The organism is Pedobacter hiemivivus (genome assembly GCF_004331685.1).
GTDB classification, from domain to species: domain Bacteria; phylum Bacteroidota; class Bacteroidia; order Sphingobacteriales; family Sphingobacteriaceae; genus Pedobacter; species Pedobacter hiemivivus.
Genome location: NZ_SJSM01000007.1, coordinates 137,009 through 153,337 on the forward strand (window position 1 = coordinate 137,009; position 16,329 = coordinate 153,337).

Consider the following 16,329-nt stretch of genomic DNA (forward strand, 5'->3'; position numbering starts at 1 on the left):
TGACAAATAAAATAGGTGTTTAATCAGATTTTAATTTTATCAAAATGATAAAGATTTATCATAATAACAGATGCAGTAAAAGCAGGTGTGCTTTGGCTGTTTTAGAAGAAAGCGGTGAAGAGTTTGAAATTGTAAACTACCTGGAAACTGCGCCAAGTGCAGAGGAATTACGTTCTATTATTAGTAAGCTTGGCATTAGGGCTCATGAGCTGGTTCGTAAAATAGAACCGATTTATAAAGAGAAGTATAAAGGAAAGGAGCTTTCTGATGAAGAATGGATTGCTGCGATGGTCATAAATCCGATCTTAATCGAACGCCCAATATTAGTCTCTGGTGATAGGGCTGTGATTGCAAGACCTACAGAAAAAATCAACGATATTTTAGGTTAAGTAAGCCTCTACACCATACAAACCGAATCTTTTAGCGGGTTTGTATGTTTGTTAGACGATTTCAAATAAAAAGATCAAATGTTGTGAGTCGACATGCGTAGCTTTGCCCTTCTTCAGGGCCTAAGGTACGAGGAGACGAACAATATTTGACCTTTTTATAGTAAAATACTAAACGCTAAAAATTCGGTTTCAATACATATTTTTCATAGAACCTGAAGATATGTTCAGCCGCTTCTTCAGCGGTATCAACCAATCTAAAAAGGTTTAAATCTTCAGCATGGATATTGTGTTCTTGTTGTAACATCGTACCACTAATCCATTCTATTAAACCGCCCCAGTATTCCTTTCCAATCAGTACAATAGGGAATCGTGCAACCTTGCCGGTTTGTATTAGCGTAATGGCTTCAAACAACTCATCCATGGTGCCCATTCCGCCAGGTAATACAATAAAGCCTTGAGAATACTTCATAAACATTACTTTCCTGATAAAAAAGTAGTCAAATTCCAGGAGTTTATTGTGGTCGATATATTTGTTGTGAAACTGTTCAAAAGGTAAATCTATGTTTAATCCTACCGATTTACCACCATTCATGTGGGCACCTTTATTTCCCGCTTCCATGATACCTGGACCACCGCCAGTAATCACACCATATCCGCGTTCAGTTAATAACCTGCCACATTCAACAGCTATTTCATAGTATTTATTTGTTTCTGCAGTTCTTGCTGATCCAAAGATGGATACGCATGGGCCTATTTTAGCTAATTTCTCAAAGCCATCAACAAATTCGGCCATTATTTTAAAGATCTGCCAGGAGTCCGTAACTTTTATTTCCTGCCAGTTTTTATTTTCGAAAGCGCTTCTAATTTTCTCTTCACTAGTCATACACAGATGTAATTTAAAATTTAGTTTGCTGATCAGTTTTTTTGCTGATCAATAATAATCCTATAAAAGTGATTAATCCGTTTACCAGGATCAATTCAACACTGAATTGATATCCACCCAATAATTGAGCCGAGTAATCATTTAGCAAGTAACAAATTGCCGGTGAGATTATACATATAAAAGGAACTAATTTGTCGTGTAATCCACGTTTTTTTACAAAAAGTCCAAAACTATAGAGCCCTAACAGTGGGCCATAGGTATAAGATGCTACTCTAAAAATTCCGTTTACCACAGATTGGTCATTCAGGGCGTTAAATACAATGATGACAATAAACATCAACAATGAAAAGGAAACGTGAACAATATGACGTTTGCGTACAGCTCCTGCAGAGTTGCCATTGTCGCCTTTATCCATCTGTAGAAAATCCACACAGAAAGACGTGGTTAATGCAGTTAAAGCAGAGTCTGTAGTTGCAAAAGTAGCTGCGGTTAAGCCCAGCATAAATACAATTCCGGGGATGAGTGCTAAATGGTTGAAAGCAATCTCAGGGAATAAAAAGTCAGTCCTTGGTTTACCTGTAATATGATCTAAAGGGATTTCTATACCATTTTTCGCGGCATAAATGTAAAGTAAAGCACCAACGCTTAAGAAGAAGATGTTTAAAACAACAAATACCCCAGTGAAGGTGAACATGTTCTTTTGGGCTTCACCTATGGTTTTCATACTTAGGTTTTTTTGCATCAAATCCTGATCAAGGCCTGTCATTGCAATGGTCACAAATATTCCACCAAGCAATTGTTTACTGAAATGGAACTTGCTGGTTAGGAAGTCTTCATAAAAGAAGATCTTAGAATAGCCACTGTTTTTGATGGTTTCAAAGGCTTCTGGAATATTCATATCCAGTTTGCTGCATATAAAATAAATGGTCAGGAAAACCGACAGCACCAGGAAAAACGTTTGCAACGTGTCGGTAATGATAATGGTTTTTAAACCACCTTTAAAGGTGTATGACCAGATCAGCGCCAAGGATATCAATACGGTAAGCCAGAAAGGAACGCCATAACTGTCGAATATAAACCGTTGCAATACGATTACAACCAGGTATAAACGGAAAGCAGATCCAATGGTGCGACTGATCAAAAAGATAGAAGCAGCTGTTTTATAGCTGTAATGCCCCAATCTTTGCTCAATATAACTGTAAATAGAGGTCAGCCTCATTCGGTAATAAAGCGGGAGTAGAACCGTGGCTATGATGATGAAGCCGATCGCATTGCCGAGGATAAATTGAAAATATTGAAATTGATTACCTGCTGGCGAGCCAACTTCTCCGGGAACGGAGATGAAAGTTACACCGGATAATGCCGTGCCAATCATTCCAAAAGCTACTAAATACCATTTAGAGTTTCTGTTGGCAATAAAAAAAGTGGAGTTATCAGACGATTTTTTTGAAGTTGCAAATGCAATGATAATTAAAATCAGAAAGTACCCAATTAAAAAAGACAAAAGTATAGCTGGAGTCATATTATGTTTTTAGCAAATAAATGTAAGAAACCATCATGAGTTTACACAGATAAAATATAAATTTGTACCATGAATTTTTCTTCTAAGCTGCTTGAAGACGCTGTTAATGAATTTTCTAAGTTGCCGGGTGTGGGACAAAAAACGGCACTGAGGCTGGTATTGCATCTTTTGAATAAGGAACAGGAAGAAGTTGATCATTTTGGAAATTCAGTAATAAGGCTTAGAAAAGAAATAAAGCACTGCGGTGTGTGTCATAATATTTCCGACCATAACATTTGCGACATCTGTACGGCCAATAAAAGGGATAAAGATGTCATTTGTGTGGTCGAGGATACACGAGATGTAATGGCTGTGGAGAATACCGGTCAGTATTTTGGGGTTTATCATGTGCTGGGTGGATTGATATCGCCTATGGATGGTGTAGGGCCTTCTGATCTTTTTATCGACTCTTTGGTGCAACGTGTGGCTACAACTCCCGTAAAGGAGGTTATTCTGGCCCTAAGCGCAACAATGGAAGGCGATACAACCCTCTTTTACTTATATAAAAGACTTAAGGATTTTCAAATTCCAATAACAACTATCGCCAAGGGAATTGCTTTTGGTGGTGAGTTGGAGTATGCTGATGAGATTACACTAGGGCGGTCTATTGTTACCCGTGTGCCTTATCACAACTCATTAATTAAATAACCCGTATGGATTTTAAGAATAAAGTAATTATAGTTACCGGTGCGTCATCGGGTATAGGTAAAGCTTGTGCAGAAGAGTTTGCAAAACGAGGAGCTAATCTGGTACTGGCAGCCAGACAATACGTAACACTCTGTGAAATTACTTCCGATCTGGAGAAAAGGTATGACATAAAAGCTGTAGCTGTGCAAACAGATGTGAGTAAGGAAGAGGATTGTAAGTTGTTGATAAAACAAGCTTTAATCACATTTGATAGGATTGATATTTTGATCAATAACGCGGGCTTATCGATGCGTGCGCTGTTTAATGAACTGGATCTTTCAGTATTGAAAAATCTGATGGATGTGAATTTTTGGGGTACAGTATATTGTACTAAATACGCCTTGCCGGAAATTCTGAAAGTAAAAGGAAGTATCGTAGGTGTATCTTCAATAGCAGGTTATCGTGGTTTACCTGGTCGTACTGGATATTCTGCTTCAAAATTCGCTATGAATGGATTTATGGAATCTTTGCGGACAGAGTTGTTAAAGACTGGTGTGCACGTAATGGTCGCCTGTCCAGGTTTTACGGCTTCTAACATTCGGGTAACGGCTTTGGCTAAAGACGGAGCATCGCATGGAGAGACCAGCATGGAGGAAGGAAAGATGATGAGTGCCGATACTGTAGCGCATACTATTGTTGATGGTATTGCTGCACGTAAACGTACATTGATTATGACTGGACAAGGAAAATTGACGGTTTGGATCAATAAATTATTGCCTGCATTGGCTGATAAGCTGGTTTTCAACCATTTTACCAAAGAGAAAAACGCACTCATCAAATAATTTTTTTTAAGAAACATTTGTTCCTTTGCAAAAGGAATTCCATATTTGCCTTAATGATACTAACAAACGGACTTAATAACTGGTGGTGGCACAACGCAAATGCGTAGTGTAACCCTGTATTGAACGTTTTTATTTTATATAATAATATTTGAGGGTTGCTTTAAGGCAACCTTTTTTGTTTTACAACCTTTTTTACAAAATCGTTTTTGAAGTCATACCATGAAGAAAATACTTAATCACCTGTTTGAAAACAAGACCTTTAGCAGAGCAGAAGCGCAAAGAATTTTAACAGCTATTGCAATGGGAGAGTTTAATACTTCGCAGATTGCTGCATTCATTACGGCCTATGGTATGCGTAATATTACCGTTGAAGAATTGCAGGGATTTAGAGATGCAATGCTTGATTTGTGTATAAAATTAGATTTTTCTGATTTTGAACTGGTAGATCTTTGTGGTACTGGGGGTGATGGTAAAGATACTTTTAACATTTCTACCTTAGCCTCGTTTATTACAGCTGGAGCTGGTTATAAAGTGGCCAAACATGGTAATTACGGCGTATCATCGGGTTGTGGCTCATCCAATGTGATGGAATACCTCGGATATTCGTTTACCAATGATCAGGATGTGTTAAAAAGAAGTCTGGATCAGGCTGGTATCTGCTTTATTCACGCGCCTTTGTTTAATCCAGCAATGAAAACTGTTGCACCTATCCGCAAGGAATTGGGCGTAAAAACGTTTTTCAATATGCTAGGGCCAATGGTTAATCCCGCTCAACCTAAAAACCAAATTGTAGGCGTTTTTAGTCTGGAGTTAGCACGATTATATGCTTATTTATATCAGGACACAGATAAAAATTATACCATATTACATGCTGTTGATGGTTTTGATGAGGTTTCTTTAACCTGTGATATCAAAACTTTCAGCAAAAAAGGCGAAGCCCTGCTGAAAGTAACTGATTTGGGATTTGATCAAATCTCGGAAGATCGGATTAAAGGCGGGGATACTGTTGAGTCATCTGCCAAGATATTTATGAATGTGTTAAATGGTAAGGGGACTGATGAACAGAACAGTGTAGTGCTGTGTAATGCTGCTTTGGCCATACAGACCATTGATGATACCAAGACTTTTGCAGATTGCTTTTATGAAGCCGAGGGTTCTTTGATGGGGAAAAAAGCATTGAATAGCTTTAAAAAACTAACAGGAAGATAAACCAATTCAAGTATAACGAAGGCATAAATTAAACAAATGGACGTTAAACTAAAAATATGCGGAATGAGACTGCCTGATAATATACAGGCTGTTACCACCTTGCAACCCGATTATTTAGGCTTTATCTTTTATAGAGGGTCTAAACGCTTTGTGGATGGTTTAACACCTTCCTTTGTTAAAAATTTACCCGCTGGTATCAGGCGGACAGGTGTTTTCGTAAATGAAGAGTTGGATAGGGTGGCTCAGCTGGCAGTTTTGTATGGGTTAAATGCTGTTCAGTTGCATGGGCAAGAACCTGTAAAATATTGTATCGCCCTAAAGGGACTGCTTGTGGATACGGGTATTGCGCTGATAAAAGCATTTGGTGTGGATGAGCAATTCGATTTCGATACTTTAAACGCCTATGCAAATGTGGCCGATTACTTTTTGTTTGATACACAAACTCCGGATCATGGTGGTTCTGGTAAAGTGTTTAACTGGTCGCTCCTTGAAAACTATAAATTAAGTAAACCTTATTTTTTAAGTGGAGGCATAGGACCGGATAGTATAGAGCAATTGAAACAAATAAATGATTCCCGTTTGTATGCCATCGATATCAACAGCAGGTTTGAGCTGGCACCGGGATTAAAGGATATAGATAAATTGAATGATTTTAAGCATAAACTAGCAATATGAGTTATTTTGTAAATGATAAAGGTTATTATGGAGATTTTGGTGGAGCGTATATCCCCGAAATGCTTTATCCCAATGTAGAAGAGCTGAGACAGAATTACCTTAAAATAATTGGTGATGAATCCTTTCAGCAGGAATTTCATCAGCTGCTTAAAGATTACGTTGGCCGGCCTTCTCCTTTGTATTTGGCTAAACGGTTGTCTGAAAAATACAATGCCAATATTTTTCTGAAAAGAGAGGATTTGAATCATACAGGTGCGCACAAGATTAACAATACCATTGGACAGATCCTATTGGCTGAACGTCTTGGAAAAAAACGCATCATTGCTGAAACTGGAGCAGGACAACATGGTGTCGCTACAGCCACAGTATGTGCTTTAAGAGGATTAGAGTGCGTGGTTTACATGGGCGAGATTGATATTGCACGCCAGGCTCCCAATGTAGCCAGAATGAAAATGTTGGGCGCAAAAGTGGTGCCTGCAACTTCAGGAAGCAAAACTTTAAAAGATGCAACCAATGAGGCGATGCGTGACTGGATCAACAATCCGGTAGATACGCATTATATCATCGGATCGGTGGTTGGTCCACATCCTTATCCTGATATGGTGGCCATTTTTCAGTCTATTATCTCTGAAGAAACAAAGAAACAATTGATAGAACAAACCGGAAATGATCAGCCTGATTATGTGTTGGCTTGTGTAGGCGGCGGTAGCAATGCAATGGGCATGTTTTTTCATTTTATTGAAGATGAAAAAGTAAAGCTGATTGCTATTGAAGCTGGCGGTAAAGGGGTGGATACCGGCTTTTCTGCTGCGACAACATTTTTAGGTAAAGAAGGGGTGTTGCATGGAAGCAGAAGTATTTTGATGCAAACTGAGGATGGACAAGTGGTAGAACCCCATTCTGTATCTGCAGGATTGGACTATCCTGGCATTGGCCCTCAGCATGCTCATTTGTTTAAAACAGGTCGCGCAGAATATGTTTCAATCACTGATGATGAAGCCTTGCAGGCGGGTTTGCTGCTCACACAAATGGAAGGGATCATTCCTGCAATTGAGAGTGCACATGCATTGGCTTACCTGGAGAAAATGACCTTTACAGGAAAAGAAAATGTAGTGGTTTGTCTTTCGGGCAGAGGAGATAAGGATATGGATACTTACATGAAGTACTTTAATTTATAATAGTAATGAGCAGAATAAAAGAACTTTTTCAGAACAAGAAAAACATACTATCAATATACTATACAGCTGGTTATCCAGGTTTAAATGATACGATAAATATAGCGGAAGCTTTGGAGCAAGCAGGAGCCGACCTATTAGAGATTGGGTTCCCCTATTCTGATCCTGTAGCCGATGGGCCAACCATTCAGGCCAGCAGTAAGCAATCATTAGATCAGGGGATGACTTTAAAGTTGTTGTTTGAGCAACTTAAAGACCTACGTAAAAGAGTAAGCATTCCTGTTTTGTTGATGGGCTATGTAAATCCTGTCTTGCAATTTGGTGTCGAGAATTTTTGTAAAGCCTGCGTGGAAGTAGGGGTGGATGGTTGCATTGTGCCCGATCTACCCATGGTAGAGTATGAAGAATTGTATCAAACTGTATTTGAAGAAAATGGTTTGAGTAATATCTTTCTGGTTACCCCACAAACTTCGCCAGAGCGGATCCGCAAAATTGATGGCTTGACTAATGGCTTTGTTTACTTAATTTCTACTTCAGCCACCACAGGTCAGCAGCTGCAGGTATCAGGTAATACAGAGGATTATTTCTCCAGAATTGTAGACATGAAACTCAATAATCCAACGATGATCGGTTTTGGAATCAATAGTAAAGAAACCTTTGATAAGGCTTGTCAGTATGCCAATGGTGGAATTATAGGTAGCGCCTTTGTTAAGGCGCTTGATCCAAATGATTTAAATGGCAGCATCAAAACTTTTATGCAGAAGTTTAAGCAATAACCTCTGGACCCTTTTTACGGATTGATTTTAAAAAGATAAAACCAACAAGGCCTGATATTACAGAAGCGCAAAGTACTGCAAACTTAGCTTCTGTAATATGAAGCTCATCACTAAACGATAGCAGTGAAATAAAGATAGACATGGTAAAGCCAATTCCGGCAAGCATGCCTAATCCTATAATGTGTTTCCAGCCCGATCTGGTAGGTAGGCTCCCTAGTTTAAGTTTCACTCCTACCCAGGAGAATAACGTTACTCCGATAGTTTTACCAACAAATAGCCCAATGATAATACCCAAGCCAAGTGGAGATGCGAGACCATCGATCATCTCTTTCTGAAAGGTGATATTGGTATTGGCCAACGCAAAAATAGGCATGATAAAGTAGTTTACCGGACCGTTTAGTAAATGCTCCAGCTTTTCTAATGGAGACTCTACATTGGTTTTATTGGTTGGAATTGTTAAGGCTAGCAATACACCGGCTATAGTAGCATGTATACCTGAGTGATGAATGAAATACCATAAGAATATACCAGGTATAAGATAAAAGTAGAGTGGTTTTATGTTAAAGAAGTTGAATGCTATTAATAATGCCATTACTCCGCCAGCCATTAACAGATAGTCAAAATGAACCTCATTGGTGTAAAATACGGCAATTACTAAAATAGCGCCCAGGTCGTCTACAATGGCCAAAGCGGCTAAAAATACCTTTAATGAAGTAGGTACACTTTTACCAAGCATGGATATAATGGCTAGTGCAAAAGCTATATCGGTAGCCATTGGAATACCCCAGCCAGAGGCCGTAGACTCTCCTTTGTTGAATATAAAATAAATGAATGCAGGAACCAACATTCCGCCTAAAGCAGCTATTACAGGTAGCGAGGCTTTTTTTATGGAAGAGAGTTCCCCTTCTATCATTTCGCGTTTAATCTCTAAGCCGACCAGTAGAAAGAATACAGCCATTAAGGCATCATTTATCCAGGCAGATACACTGAAAGAATACACTTGTGTGCCAAAGGTTATGCCTAAGTCTGTAGCCAATAAAGCCGAAAATGCCGGGGCATAAGATGAGTTGGCAATGAATAGGGAAACTGCTACGCAAACAAGTAGAATTACACCACCAATTTGACCAGAGCGAAAGAAGTCTTTAAAAGCTTGTACGTTTAATAGTTTAGCCATGCAGGTAAATCTAATTATTTTGAATAAAACTATAGGAAGCTACTTAGGTCTCCTTTTCCTTCACGGATAATCTCAAAGTCGCCAGAGGTGCAATCTACCACGGTAGATGCCTCATTGTCACCATATCCACCATCAATTACCAGATCTACCAGTTCCTCATATTTTTCATGGATCAATTCAGGGTCGGTTGAATATTCAATAACTTCATCATCATCGCGTATAGAGGTTGAAAGTATCGGGTTCCCCAATTGTCTTACTATTTCTTGTGCAATTGCATTGTCGGGTACCCTTATACCTACAGTTTTTTTATTGGAGCTAAGTAGTTTGGGTACATTGTTGTTTGCATTTAAAATAAAGGTAAAAGGACCGGGTAATGCCTTTTTGAGTACTCTGAAAGTTGCTGTATCAATTGGTTTGATGAAATCAGAAATATGTCTAAGGTCAGAGCAGATAAAAGAAAAATTTGCCTTTTCAGGTTTAATGCCTCTTATCCTACATATCTTTTCAATGGCCTTATGGTTGGTGATGTCGCAACCTAAACCATACACAGTATCAGTAGGGTAAATGATTAAACCACCCTTTTTTAACACTTCAACAATTTGTTCTATTGCTTTAGGATTTGGGTTCTCAGGATAGATTTTGATAAGCATATGTAAAATTACACAAATCTTAGGCCGAAATTAGATTATTATTGGTCAATTTGCAGGTCATTTACTAAATTGATAAGTATGAGAAAAGCATTTATCGCAATTGCTGCATTTTTAGTAGCACTAACTATTATGTTGGGACTTACTTATCCACCCTTATGGTGGATAGCCATTTTTACCGGTCCGGTTGTTTTATTAGGTATCTATGATCTTTATCAGCCTAAACATAGTATTGTAAGGAATTATCCTGTGATAGGTAGGTTAAGGTATTTGGCAGAGGATCTCAGACCTAAAGTTTATCAGTATTTTGTAGAGAGTGATACCAACGGAAAACCTTTCAGTCGTTTAAGTCGGTCTTTGATTTATCAAAGGGCTAAAATGGACAATGATACCATACCTTTTGGAACGCAGTTGGATGTATATGAGAATGGCTACGAGTGGTTAAGCCATAGTATTTCTGCCATTAGCCATCACGAATTGAGTTCTGATCCACGTGTATTGGTTGGTGGACCTGCTTGTTTAAAGCCTTATTCTGCCAGTATATATAATATTTCAGCTATGAGCTTCGGTTCATTAAGTCAGAACGCTATTTTGGCCTTAAATGGAGGCGCTAAGTTGGGTGGCTTTGCGCACAATACAGGTGAAGGTGGGATCAGTGATTATCATGCCAATCCAGGTGGTGATTTGATCTGGCAGATTGGAACAGGCTATTTCGGTTGCCGTAACCACGATGGTACTTTTAATCCTGAAGCATTTGGTGAGCGTGCCAAATCTGATCAGGTTAAAATGATCGAAATTAAGCTTTCGCAAGGTGCTAAACCTGGTCATGGCGGAATATTGCCAGCGCGTAAAGTTACGCCCGAAATTGCAAGGATCAGGTTGGTAAAAGAAGGATTTGATGTGATTTCTCCCCCAGGACACGCTGCTTTTAAAACGCCAATTGAATTGTTGGGTTTCGTAAAACAGCTTCGTGAGTTATCAGGAGGTAAACCTATCGGTATAAAGTTGTGTATTGGTCGTAGAAGTGAGTTTTTTGCCATTTGCAAAGCGATGGTGGAGACCGGCATCTATGTAGATTTTATTACTGTGGATGGGGGTGAGGGTGGTACCGGAGCTTCTCCACAAGAGTTCTCGAATGCTGTGGGTATGCCTTTGCGAGAAGCAGTAGCTTTTGTATATGATGTACTTGTGGGCTTTAATTTAAAACAACACATTAAAATTATATCCTCTGGTAAAGTGGCGTCAGGATTTGACCTGGTTAAAAATATTGCACTTGGTGCAGATATGTGTAATTCTGCTAGAGGGATGATGTTTGCCTTAGGTTGTATACAAGCATTGGAATGCAATAGTAATACTTGTCCAACAGGTGTTGCTACGCAAGATCCAAGTTTAATGAAAGGCTTGGTTGTAGAAGATAAGAAGGTTCGGGTATTTAACTTCCATAGGCTTACTGTGGCAAGTGCAGTTGAGTTGTTGGGTGCGGCGGGTTTACACCATACGCATCAGCTTACGCGTGCTTATATTAACCGTAGAGTAGCTCCAAATCTAATGCAATCTTATATCGAGAGTTTCCCTTATATACCAGAAGGTAGTTTGTTGCAGACGCCTTATCCGTTAAGGTTTGAATTGGGGATGGCATTGAGTACTTCTTCGAGTTTTGTGCCTACAGACTATAAGGTGTCTCTTGTAGACTATGCACATGCAAATTCTTATTCAGATCAGCTGGATGAAGGGAAGAGTAAGCCTTAAAAGAATAGCTTTATAAACAAAAATGCCCTGAGCTAAATATTAGTTCAGGGCATTTTTATTATGGTTTATTGAGCTTAAAACTCTGCGTTTTTTGGGAAACGTGGGAAAGCAATTACATCTCTGATGTTCGTCATACCACTTACAAATAGAACCAGTCTTTCAAAGCCTAATCCAAAACCGGAGTGTGGGGCTGAACCAAAACGTCTGGTATCTAGAAACCACCATAATTCTTCGGTAGGAATATTTAGCTCTTCCATTCGTTGAGTCAGTTTGTCCAGGCGTTCTTCTCTTTGCGAACCACCAATCATTTCACCGATTCCTGGGAAAAGAATGTCCATGGCGGCAACTGTTTTTCTACCCTGAGCGTCCGGCTCATTCTGACGCATGTAGAATGATTTTATATCTGCAGGATAATCGGTTAATATTACCGGTTTTTTGAAATGTTTTTCTACCAGGTAGCGCTCGTGCTCTGACTGTAGATCTGCTCCCCATTCATCAATAAGATATTTGAATTGTTTCTTTTGATTAGGTTTTGAAGATTTTAAAATCGCGATTGCTTCTGTGTAGGTTAAGCGTTCAAACTCGTTGTCTAAACAGAAATTTAGCTTCTCAATCAGCGATAATTCACTGCGCTCATTTTGAGGTTTTGTTTTCTCTTCTTCCAGTAGACGGTTGTTTAAGAAATCAATTTCTTCTCTACAATTTTTTAGCGCATAACTGATGATATACTTCATCATGTCTTCTGCCAGTTGCATGTTGTCTTCAAGGTCAGCAAAAGCAACCTCTGGTTCAACCATCCAAAACTCAGCAAGGTGACGAGTAGTATTTGAGTTTTCGGCTCTAAAGGTAGGTCCGAAAGTGTAAATCTGTCCAAATGCCATTGCAGCTAACTCACCTTCAAGCTGTCCAGATACGGTTAGGTTAGCCGAACGTGCAAAGAAATCTTCTGAATAGTCTACCTGACCATCTTCGGTGCGAGGTGGCTTATCAAGATCTAATGTTGTTACCTTAAACATTTCACCAGCTCCTTCAGCATCTGATGCTGTAATGATCGGGGTGTGCATGTATACAAAACCTCTTTCATTATAAAACTGATGTATGGCAAAGGCTAAAGCATGGCGTACTTTAAATACCGCGTTAAATGTATTGGTGCGGAAACGTAAATGTGCAATTTCCCTTAAAAACTCTAAGCTGTGTTTTTTTGGTTGTAATGGGAATTTTTCCGGGTCGCTATCGCCTAGTATTTCAATCGAATCAGCTTTGATATCTACTCTTTGTCCTTTTCCTGCAGATTCAACGATTGTACCTTTTACTGCGATCGCAGCACCGGTTGTAATGCGTTTAAGCAATGCCTCAGGAGTATTATTAAAATCAACAACGATTTGGATGTTTCCCATGCAGGAGCCATCATTTATAGCAATGAACTGGTTGTTACGGAAAGTACGTACCCAACCCATAACGGTTACTTCTCTGTTAAACTCTTCTGTCTCGAGCAGACTTTTTACTTTTTCTCTGTGTATCATGATTTTATTATGGAGAACGTCAAAAATAAGGAAAATCATGAATAAATAACAGCTTAATATTTTAGCGTATTGTTTTAAGTGTATTTGGATTTATTTTATTTATTTCTGTAGTTTTTGCCATTTTGTTACTGTGTTTTGTGTGGTTTTGTGTCTTTTGTTTTTGTTTTGATGGTATTTTTGATGTGTTTTTGTCTATTTGTATTGTTTTGTGTTATTTATTTATGATTTTATTTGTGTTTTGTTGGTGTGTTTTTGGTTTGTGTGTGTTTTTGTCTTGATTTTTATCAGTTTTTGTAGTTTTTGTTGTTATTTGTTGAAAATAATATTGAATTTTATTTATTTTATTGCTTGTTTTTAGAATATATCTCTATATTTGTAATGCTCGTTTAATTTATATTTGGTTAGAGAGGCCTACATCTGGATGGATGTAGGCCTCTTATTTTTTAGCCGCCAGATTTAACTCTTTTTTCTTCTGCTTCTGAACTGCTTGAGCGCTTAGTTGCAGCTTTAATGTCTTTACTTCCGAATCGATAAGTGCAGGATAAACGAAATATCCGGCTTTCCCACCTTTCTTTGATTACATAATGTTGAGAAGGTATGGCGCTGGTGATTTTAGTTCCTTGTGTTTTAAATACATCATTTACAGCTAGCTTGATGTCCATTTTCTTATCCATCAGCGATTTTTTAACTCCAAAATCTACATTGTATTGAGGATCTAATAATAGGGTTCCAGCGACTTGTTTAGATTCGTAGTTGCCAGAAAGTTCTACATTGGTAGTTGAGTTTAAAGTAATAGTTTGAGTCGTATTCAGGTGAAAGGCAATTTTCCCACTTTCATATGGGCTACCCAACAGATCTGGAGTTCTGTATTTATTGTAATACACATTCAGATTATTACTACTATTCCACCAATTGGTAATTTTTATTGGATAAGTGATATTCATGTTATATGAATCTTGAGTAGTGAGGTTTTCGTTGGATATAAAAATTGTTTTTTTGATTGTATCAGTTAATAAAACATTAGAAATTACATCTGTAGTGCGGCTGTAGCCAAATGTGATGTTTAAATTCTTTTTGTATGTGTAAGACACTTCGAAGGAATTGGTGTACTGAGGTTTTAAGAAAGGGTTTCCAAATCGGTAGGAGTATAAGTCAAGGTAATCCACAAATGGATTAAGAGATTCATAATCTGGTCTATCTATTCTTCTACTGTATGAAAAACCCATATCATGATCTTTAGAAAGTGTTTGGTTTATAAAAACACTAGGAAATAGGTTGATATAATGTCTGCTTACAATCTTATTGTCTGTGATAGAGTTTCCTTTTGAATTGGTTTGTTCAGCTCTAAGTCCTAATTGTACCGATGTCGTTTTAAATTTCCTGGTCAGATTGCTATATACAGCATTAATATTTTCATCATATAGAAATTGATTACTCCGCTTGTTGTCGTTTATCCACTCGTTGTTCTCAAAGTTCTCGAATATGAAATTGTTGTCTGTTTTTACAAAGCTGGATTTTATACCTGCTTCTAGTTTCATTTTTTTATTGATGGGGTAGATGTAATCCGCTTTTATTGCTTTAATATTTGTTTTGGTAGGTGTAGCATTTCTAAATAAATATGCAGGTTTTAGTGTTTGTCCCTGTGCGTCTAAGTACCGATTGTTGAAATTGTTATTTTCCATGCCTGTATAATTTGAGTAATCGGCATCGACGCTAATTTCTTGCCCCAGAGTATCAATTGTTCCTTTGTAATTCAGGTTGTAAGAGATACCAGTGTATTTGTAGTCATTTGGATTTTTTGCCACTACTGAGGAGTCTGTTTCTGAGGGCTGGTCGCCAATTAAGGTTAATACATCAGATGCGTTTTTACCATCGCTTTTATAGCCATTAAACGAAAAACCTATTGTGCTTTTGTCATTTATAAAGTAGTCAATGCCACCTTTATAGTTGATATTGTTTCTGATTCTTAAATTGTAATTGGTTTGATCAAAATATGTTTTGTTAGTCGCTGTATTGTTAGTTCGCATAATGTCAGTACCACTATATCTCTTGTTGCGCCCGTAATAAAAGTTCCCGAAAACATTAAATTTTTTCTCCCGATGATTTAAGGTTAATCCACCACTAGCCTTGTAATATTTACCATATCCTAAGCCGGCATCTACAGACCCGTTGGTGCCGTAGTTTTGGTTCTTTTTTAACTTGATGTTTATAATCCCTGAATTACCTGCAGCATCATATTTTGCCGAAGGGTTAGGAATCAATTCAATAGATTGGATAGCGCTTCCTTCTGTGGTGCGCAATAGATTGGCCAATTGCTCTGAGGATAGATAGGTAGGCTTGCCGTCAAGCATAATGTTTACCCCTTGCTTGCCTTTAAGACTAACCTTTCCGTCTTTATCCACAGTTACACCAGGTAGTTTCTCCAAGATGTCAAGTGCAGAGTTACCAGTGGTTAGGGTGCTGTTTTCCACATTAATTACAGTCTTATCGATCATGCGCTCTATTAATGGCTTTTGTCTCAGAATTTCAACACCTTTTAGTTGTTTGCTATCCTGATTTAGTTGTGTAGCATCAAGCTTATGTGATTGATTTGTGGCTGTGATGGCATAAGGACCTTTATAAGCTTTTTTGTAGCCAACTACATAAATAGCGATCAAATAAGCACCCTGTTTGATGTTTGTTAATAAATAGTTGCCGCTGTCATTGCTTAGTGTTCCTTTTACTAATGTCGAATCCTTGGCATTTAATAGGCTAACAGAAGCATATGGAAATGCGGCTTGCTTTTCATCCAGTACTTTGCCTGCTATTTCACCTGTAAGATTGATTCCTTGTGCATTTGCATTGCTTAAAGAAAAAAGAATAGTGAATAGGATGGTGAAGAGTATAATCGTTTTCATAACTAGCGGATTTGTGTTGTCGGATTGTCTTAATCAGACATTATTAAGACATAATTAATCCGAATACGTTGCAGTAGTTACAGGAAAATAGACAAACGTTAAGAAATGAACGACGAGCTAGCTCATTACTTCGACGAAATGGAGGGTATCGTGCCTAATTTTTGAGACAAAAAAAAGCTACCCCTTGTGGAGGTAGCTTTTT

Annotated in this window: 14 protein-coding genes; 8 read left to right on the forward strand and 6 right to left on the reverse strand. The window is 38.2% G+C overall.

What is annotated here, in order from left to right; genetic code table 11:
• Nucleotides 1-44: 44 nt before the first annotated feature.
• The gene (arsC, locus tag EZ444_RS13665; RefSeq protein ID WP_131609712.1) at nt 45-389 is read left to right on the forward strand and encodes an arsenate reductase (glutaredoxin); all 345 of its coding nucleotides are present in this window, start codon (nt 45-47) and stop codon (nt 387-389) included.
• A 175-nt stretch (nt 390-564) separates the two neighbouring features.
• On the opposite strand, the gene EZ444_RS13670 is transcribed toward arsC, so the two are convergent.
• Both EZ444_RS13670 and EZ444_RS13675 read right to left on the reverse strand, forming a co-directional pair.
• Nucleotides 565-1,272 carry an LOG family protein gene (locus EZ444_RS13670; RefSeq protein WP_131609714.1) on the reverse strand — a complete coding sequence of 236 codons (708 nt, stop codon included), beginning with the start codon at nt 1,270-1,272 and terminating at the stop codon, nt 565-567.
• A gap of 13 nt (nt 1,273-1,285) precedes the next feature.
• Complete coding sequence (locus EZ444_RS13675; RefSeq protein WP_131609716.1) at nt 1,286-2,794, reverse strand: sodium:solute symporter; 1,509 nt, start codon at nt 2,792-2,794, stop codon at nt 1,286-1,288.
• A gap of 69 nt (nt 2,795-2,863) precedes the next feature.
• Here EZ444_RS13675 and recR point away from each other — a divergent pair, with 69 nt between their 5' ends.
• From recR to trpA, 6 genes are all read left to right on the forward strand, one after another.
• On the forward strand, nt 2,864-3,481 hold the full coding sequence (gene recR, locus EZ444_RS13680; protein WP_131609718.1) for a recombination mediator RecR: 618 nt from the start codon (nt 2,864-2,866) through the stop codon (nt 3,479-3,481).
• 5 nt (nt 3,482-3,486) lie between these two features.
• Nucleotides 3,487-4,302: an SDR family oxidoreductase gene (locus tag EZ444_RS13685; RefSeq protein ID WP_131609720.1), complete on the forward strand. Its 816-nt coding sequence runs from the start codon at nt 3,487-3,489 to the stop codon at nt 4,300-4,302.
• A gap of 219 nt (nt 4,303-4,521) precedes the next feature.
• The gene (gene trpD, locus EZ444_RS13690) at nt 4,522-5,511 is read left to right on the forward strand and encodes an anthranilate phosphoribosyltransferase (RefSeq protein WP_131609722.1); all 990 of its coding nucleotides are present in this window, start codon (nt 4,522-4,524) and stop codon (nt 5,509-5,511) included.
• 36 nt (nt 5,512-5,547) lie between these two features.
• Complete coding sequence (locus EZ444_RS13695; protein WP_131609724.1) at nt 5,548-6,186, forward strand: phosphoribosylanthranilate isomerase; 639 nt, start codon at nt 5,548-5,550, stop codon at nt 6,184-6,186.
• Complete coding sequence (gene trpB / locus EZ444_RS13700; protein ID WP_131609726.1) at nt 6,183-7,364, forward strand: tryptophan synthase subunit beta; 1,182 nt, start codon at nt 6,183-6,185, stop codon at nt 7,362-7,364. The genes EZ444_RS13695 and trpB overlap by 4 nt, the downstream gene beginning before the upstream one ends.
• A 5-nt stretch (nt 7,365-7,369) precedes the next feature.
• Nucleotides 7,370-8,137, forward strand: coding sequence for a tryptophan synthase subunit alpha (trpA, locus tag EZ444_RS13705; protein WP_131609727.1), 768 nt, complete (start codon nt 7,370-7,372; stop codon nt 8,135-8,137).
• Here trpA and nhaA read toward each other — a convergent pair.
• Nucleotides 8,127-9,311, reverse strand: coding sequence for a Na+/H+ antiporter NhaA (nhaA, locus tag EZ444_RS13710; protein WP_131609729.1), 1,185 nt, complete (start codon nt 9,309-9,311; stop codon nt 8,127-8,129). The genes trpA and nhaA overlap by 11 nt on opposite strands.
• Before the next feature lie 29 nt (nt 9,312-9,340).
• Nucleotides 9,341-9,961: an L-threonylcarbamoyladenylate synthase gene (locus tag EZ444_RS13715; protein WP_131609732.1), complete on the reverse strand. Its 621-nt coding sequence runs from the start codon at nt 9,959-9,961 to the stop codon at nt 9,341-9,343.
• Nucleotides 9,962-10,039: 78 nt separating this feature from the next.
• On the opposite strand from EZ444_RS13715, the gene EZ444_RS13720 reads away from it, so the two are divergent.
• Nucleotides 10,040-11,707: an FMN-binding glutamate synthase family protein gene (locus EZ444_RS13720; RefSeq protein WP_131609734.1), complete on the forward strand. Its 1,668-nt coding sequence runs from the start codon at nt 10,040-10,042 to the stop codon at nt 11,705-11,707.
• A gap of 74 nt (nt 11,708-11,781) precedes the next feature.
• On the opposite strand, the gene asnS is transcribed toward EZ444_RS13720, so the two are convergent.
• The gene (asnS, locus tag EZ444_RS13725) at nt 11,782-13,230 is read right to left on the reverse strand and encodes an asparagine--tRNA ligase (protein ID WP_131609736.1); all 1,449 of its coding nucleotides are present in this window, start codon (nt 13,228-13,230) and stop codon (nt 11,782-11,784) included.
• A 443-nt stretch (nt 13,231-13,673) separates the two neighbouring features.
• Entirely contained in the window at nt 13,674-16,127 is a 2,454-nt protein-coding gene (locus EZ444_RS13730; RefSeq protein ID WP_131609738.1) for an outer membrane beta-barrel family protein, read from the reverse strand.
• Nucleotides 16,128-16,329 lie beyond the last annotated feature (202 nt).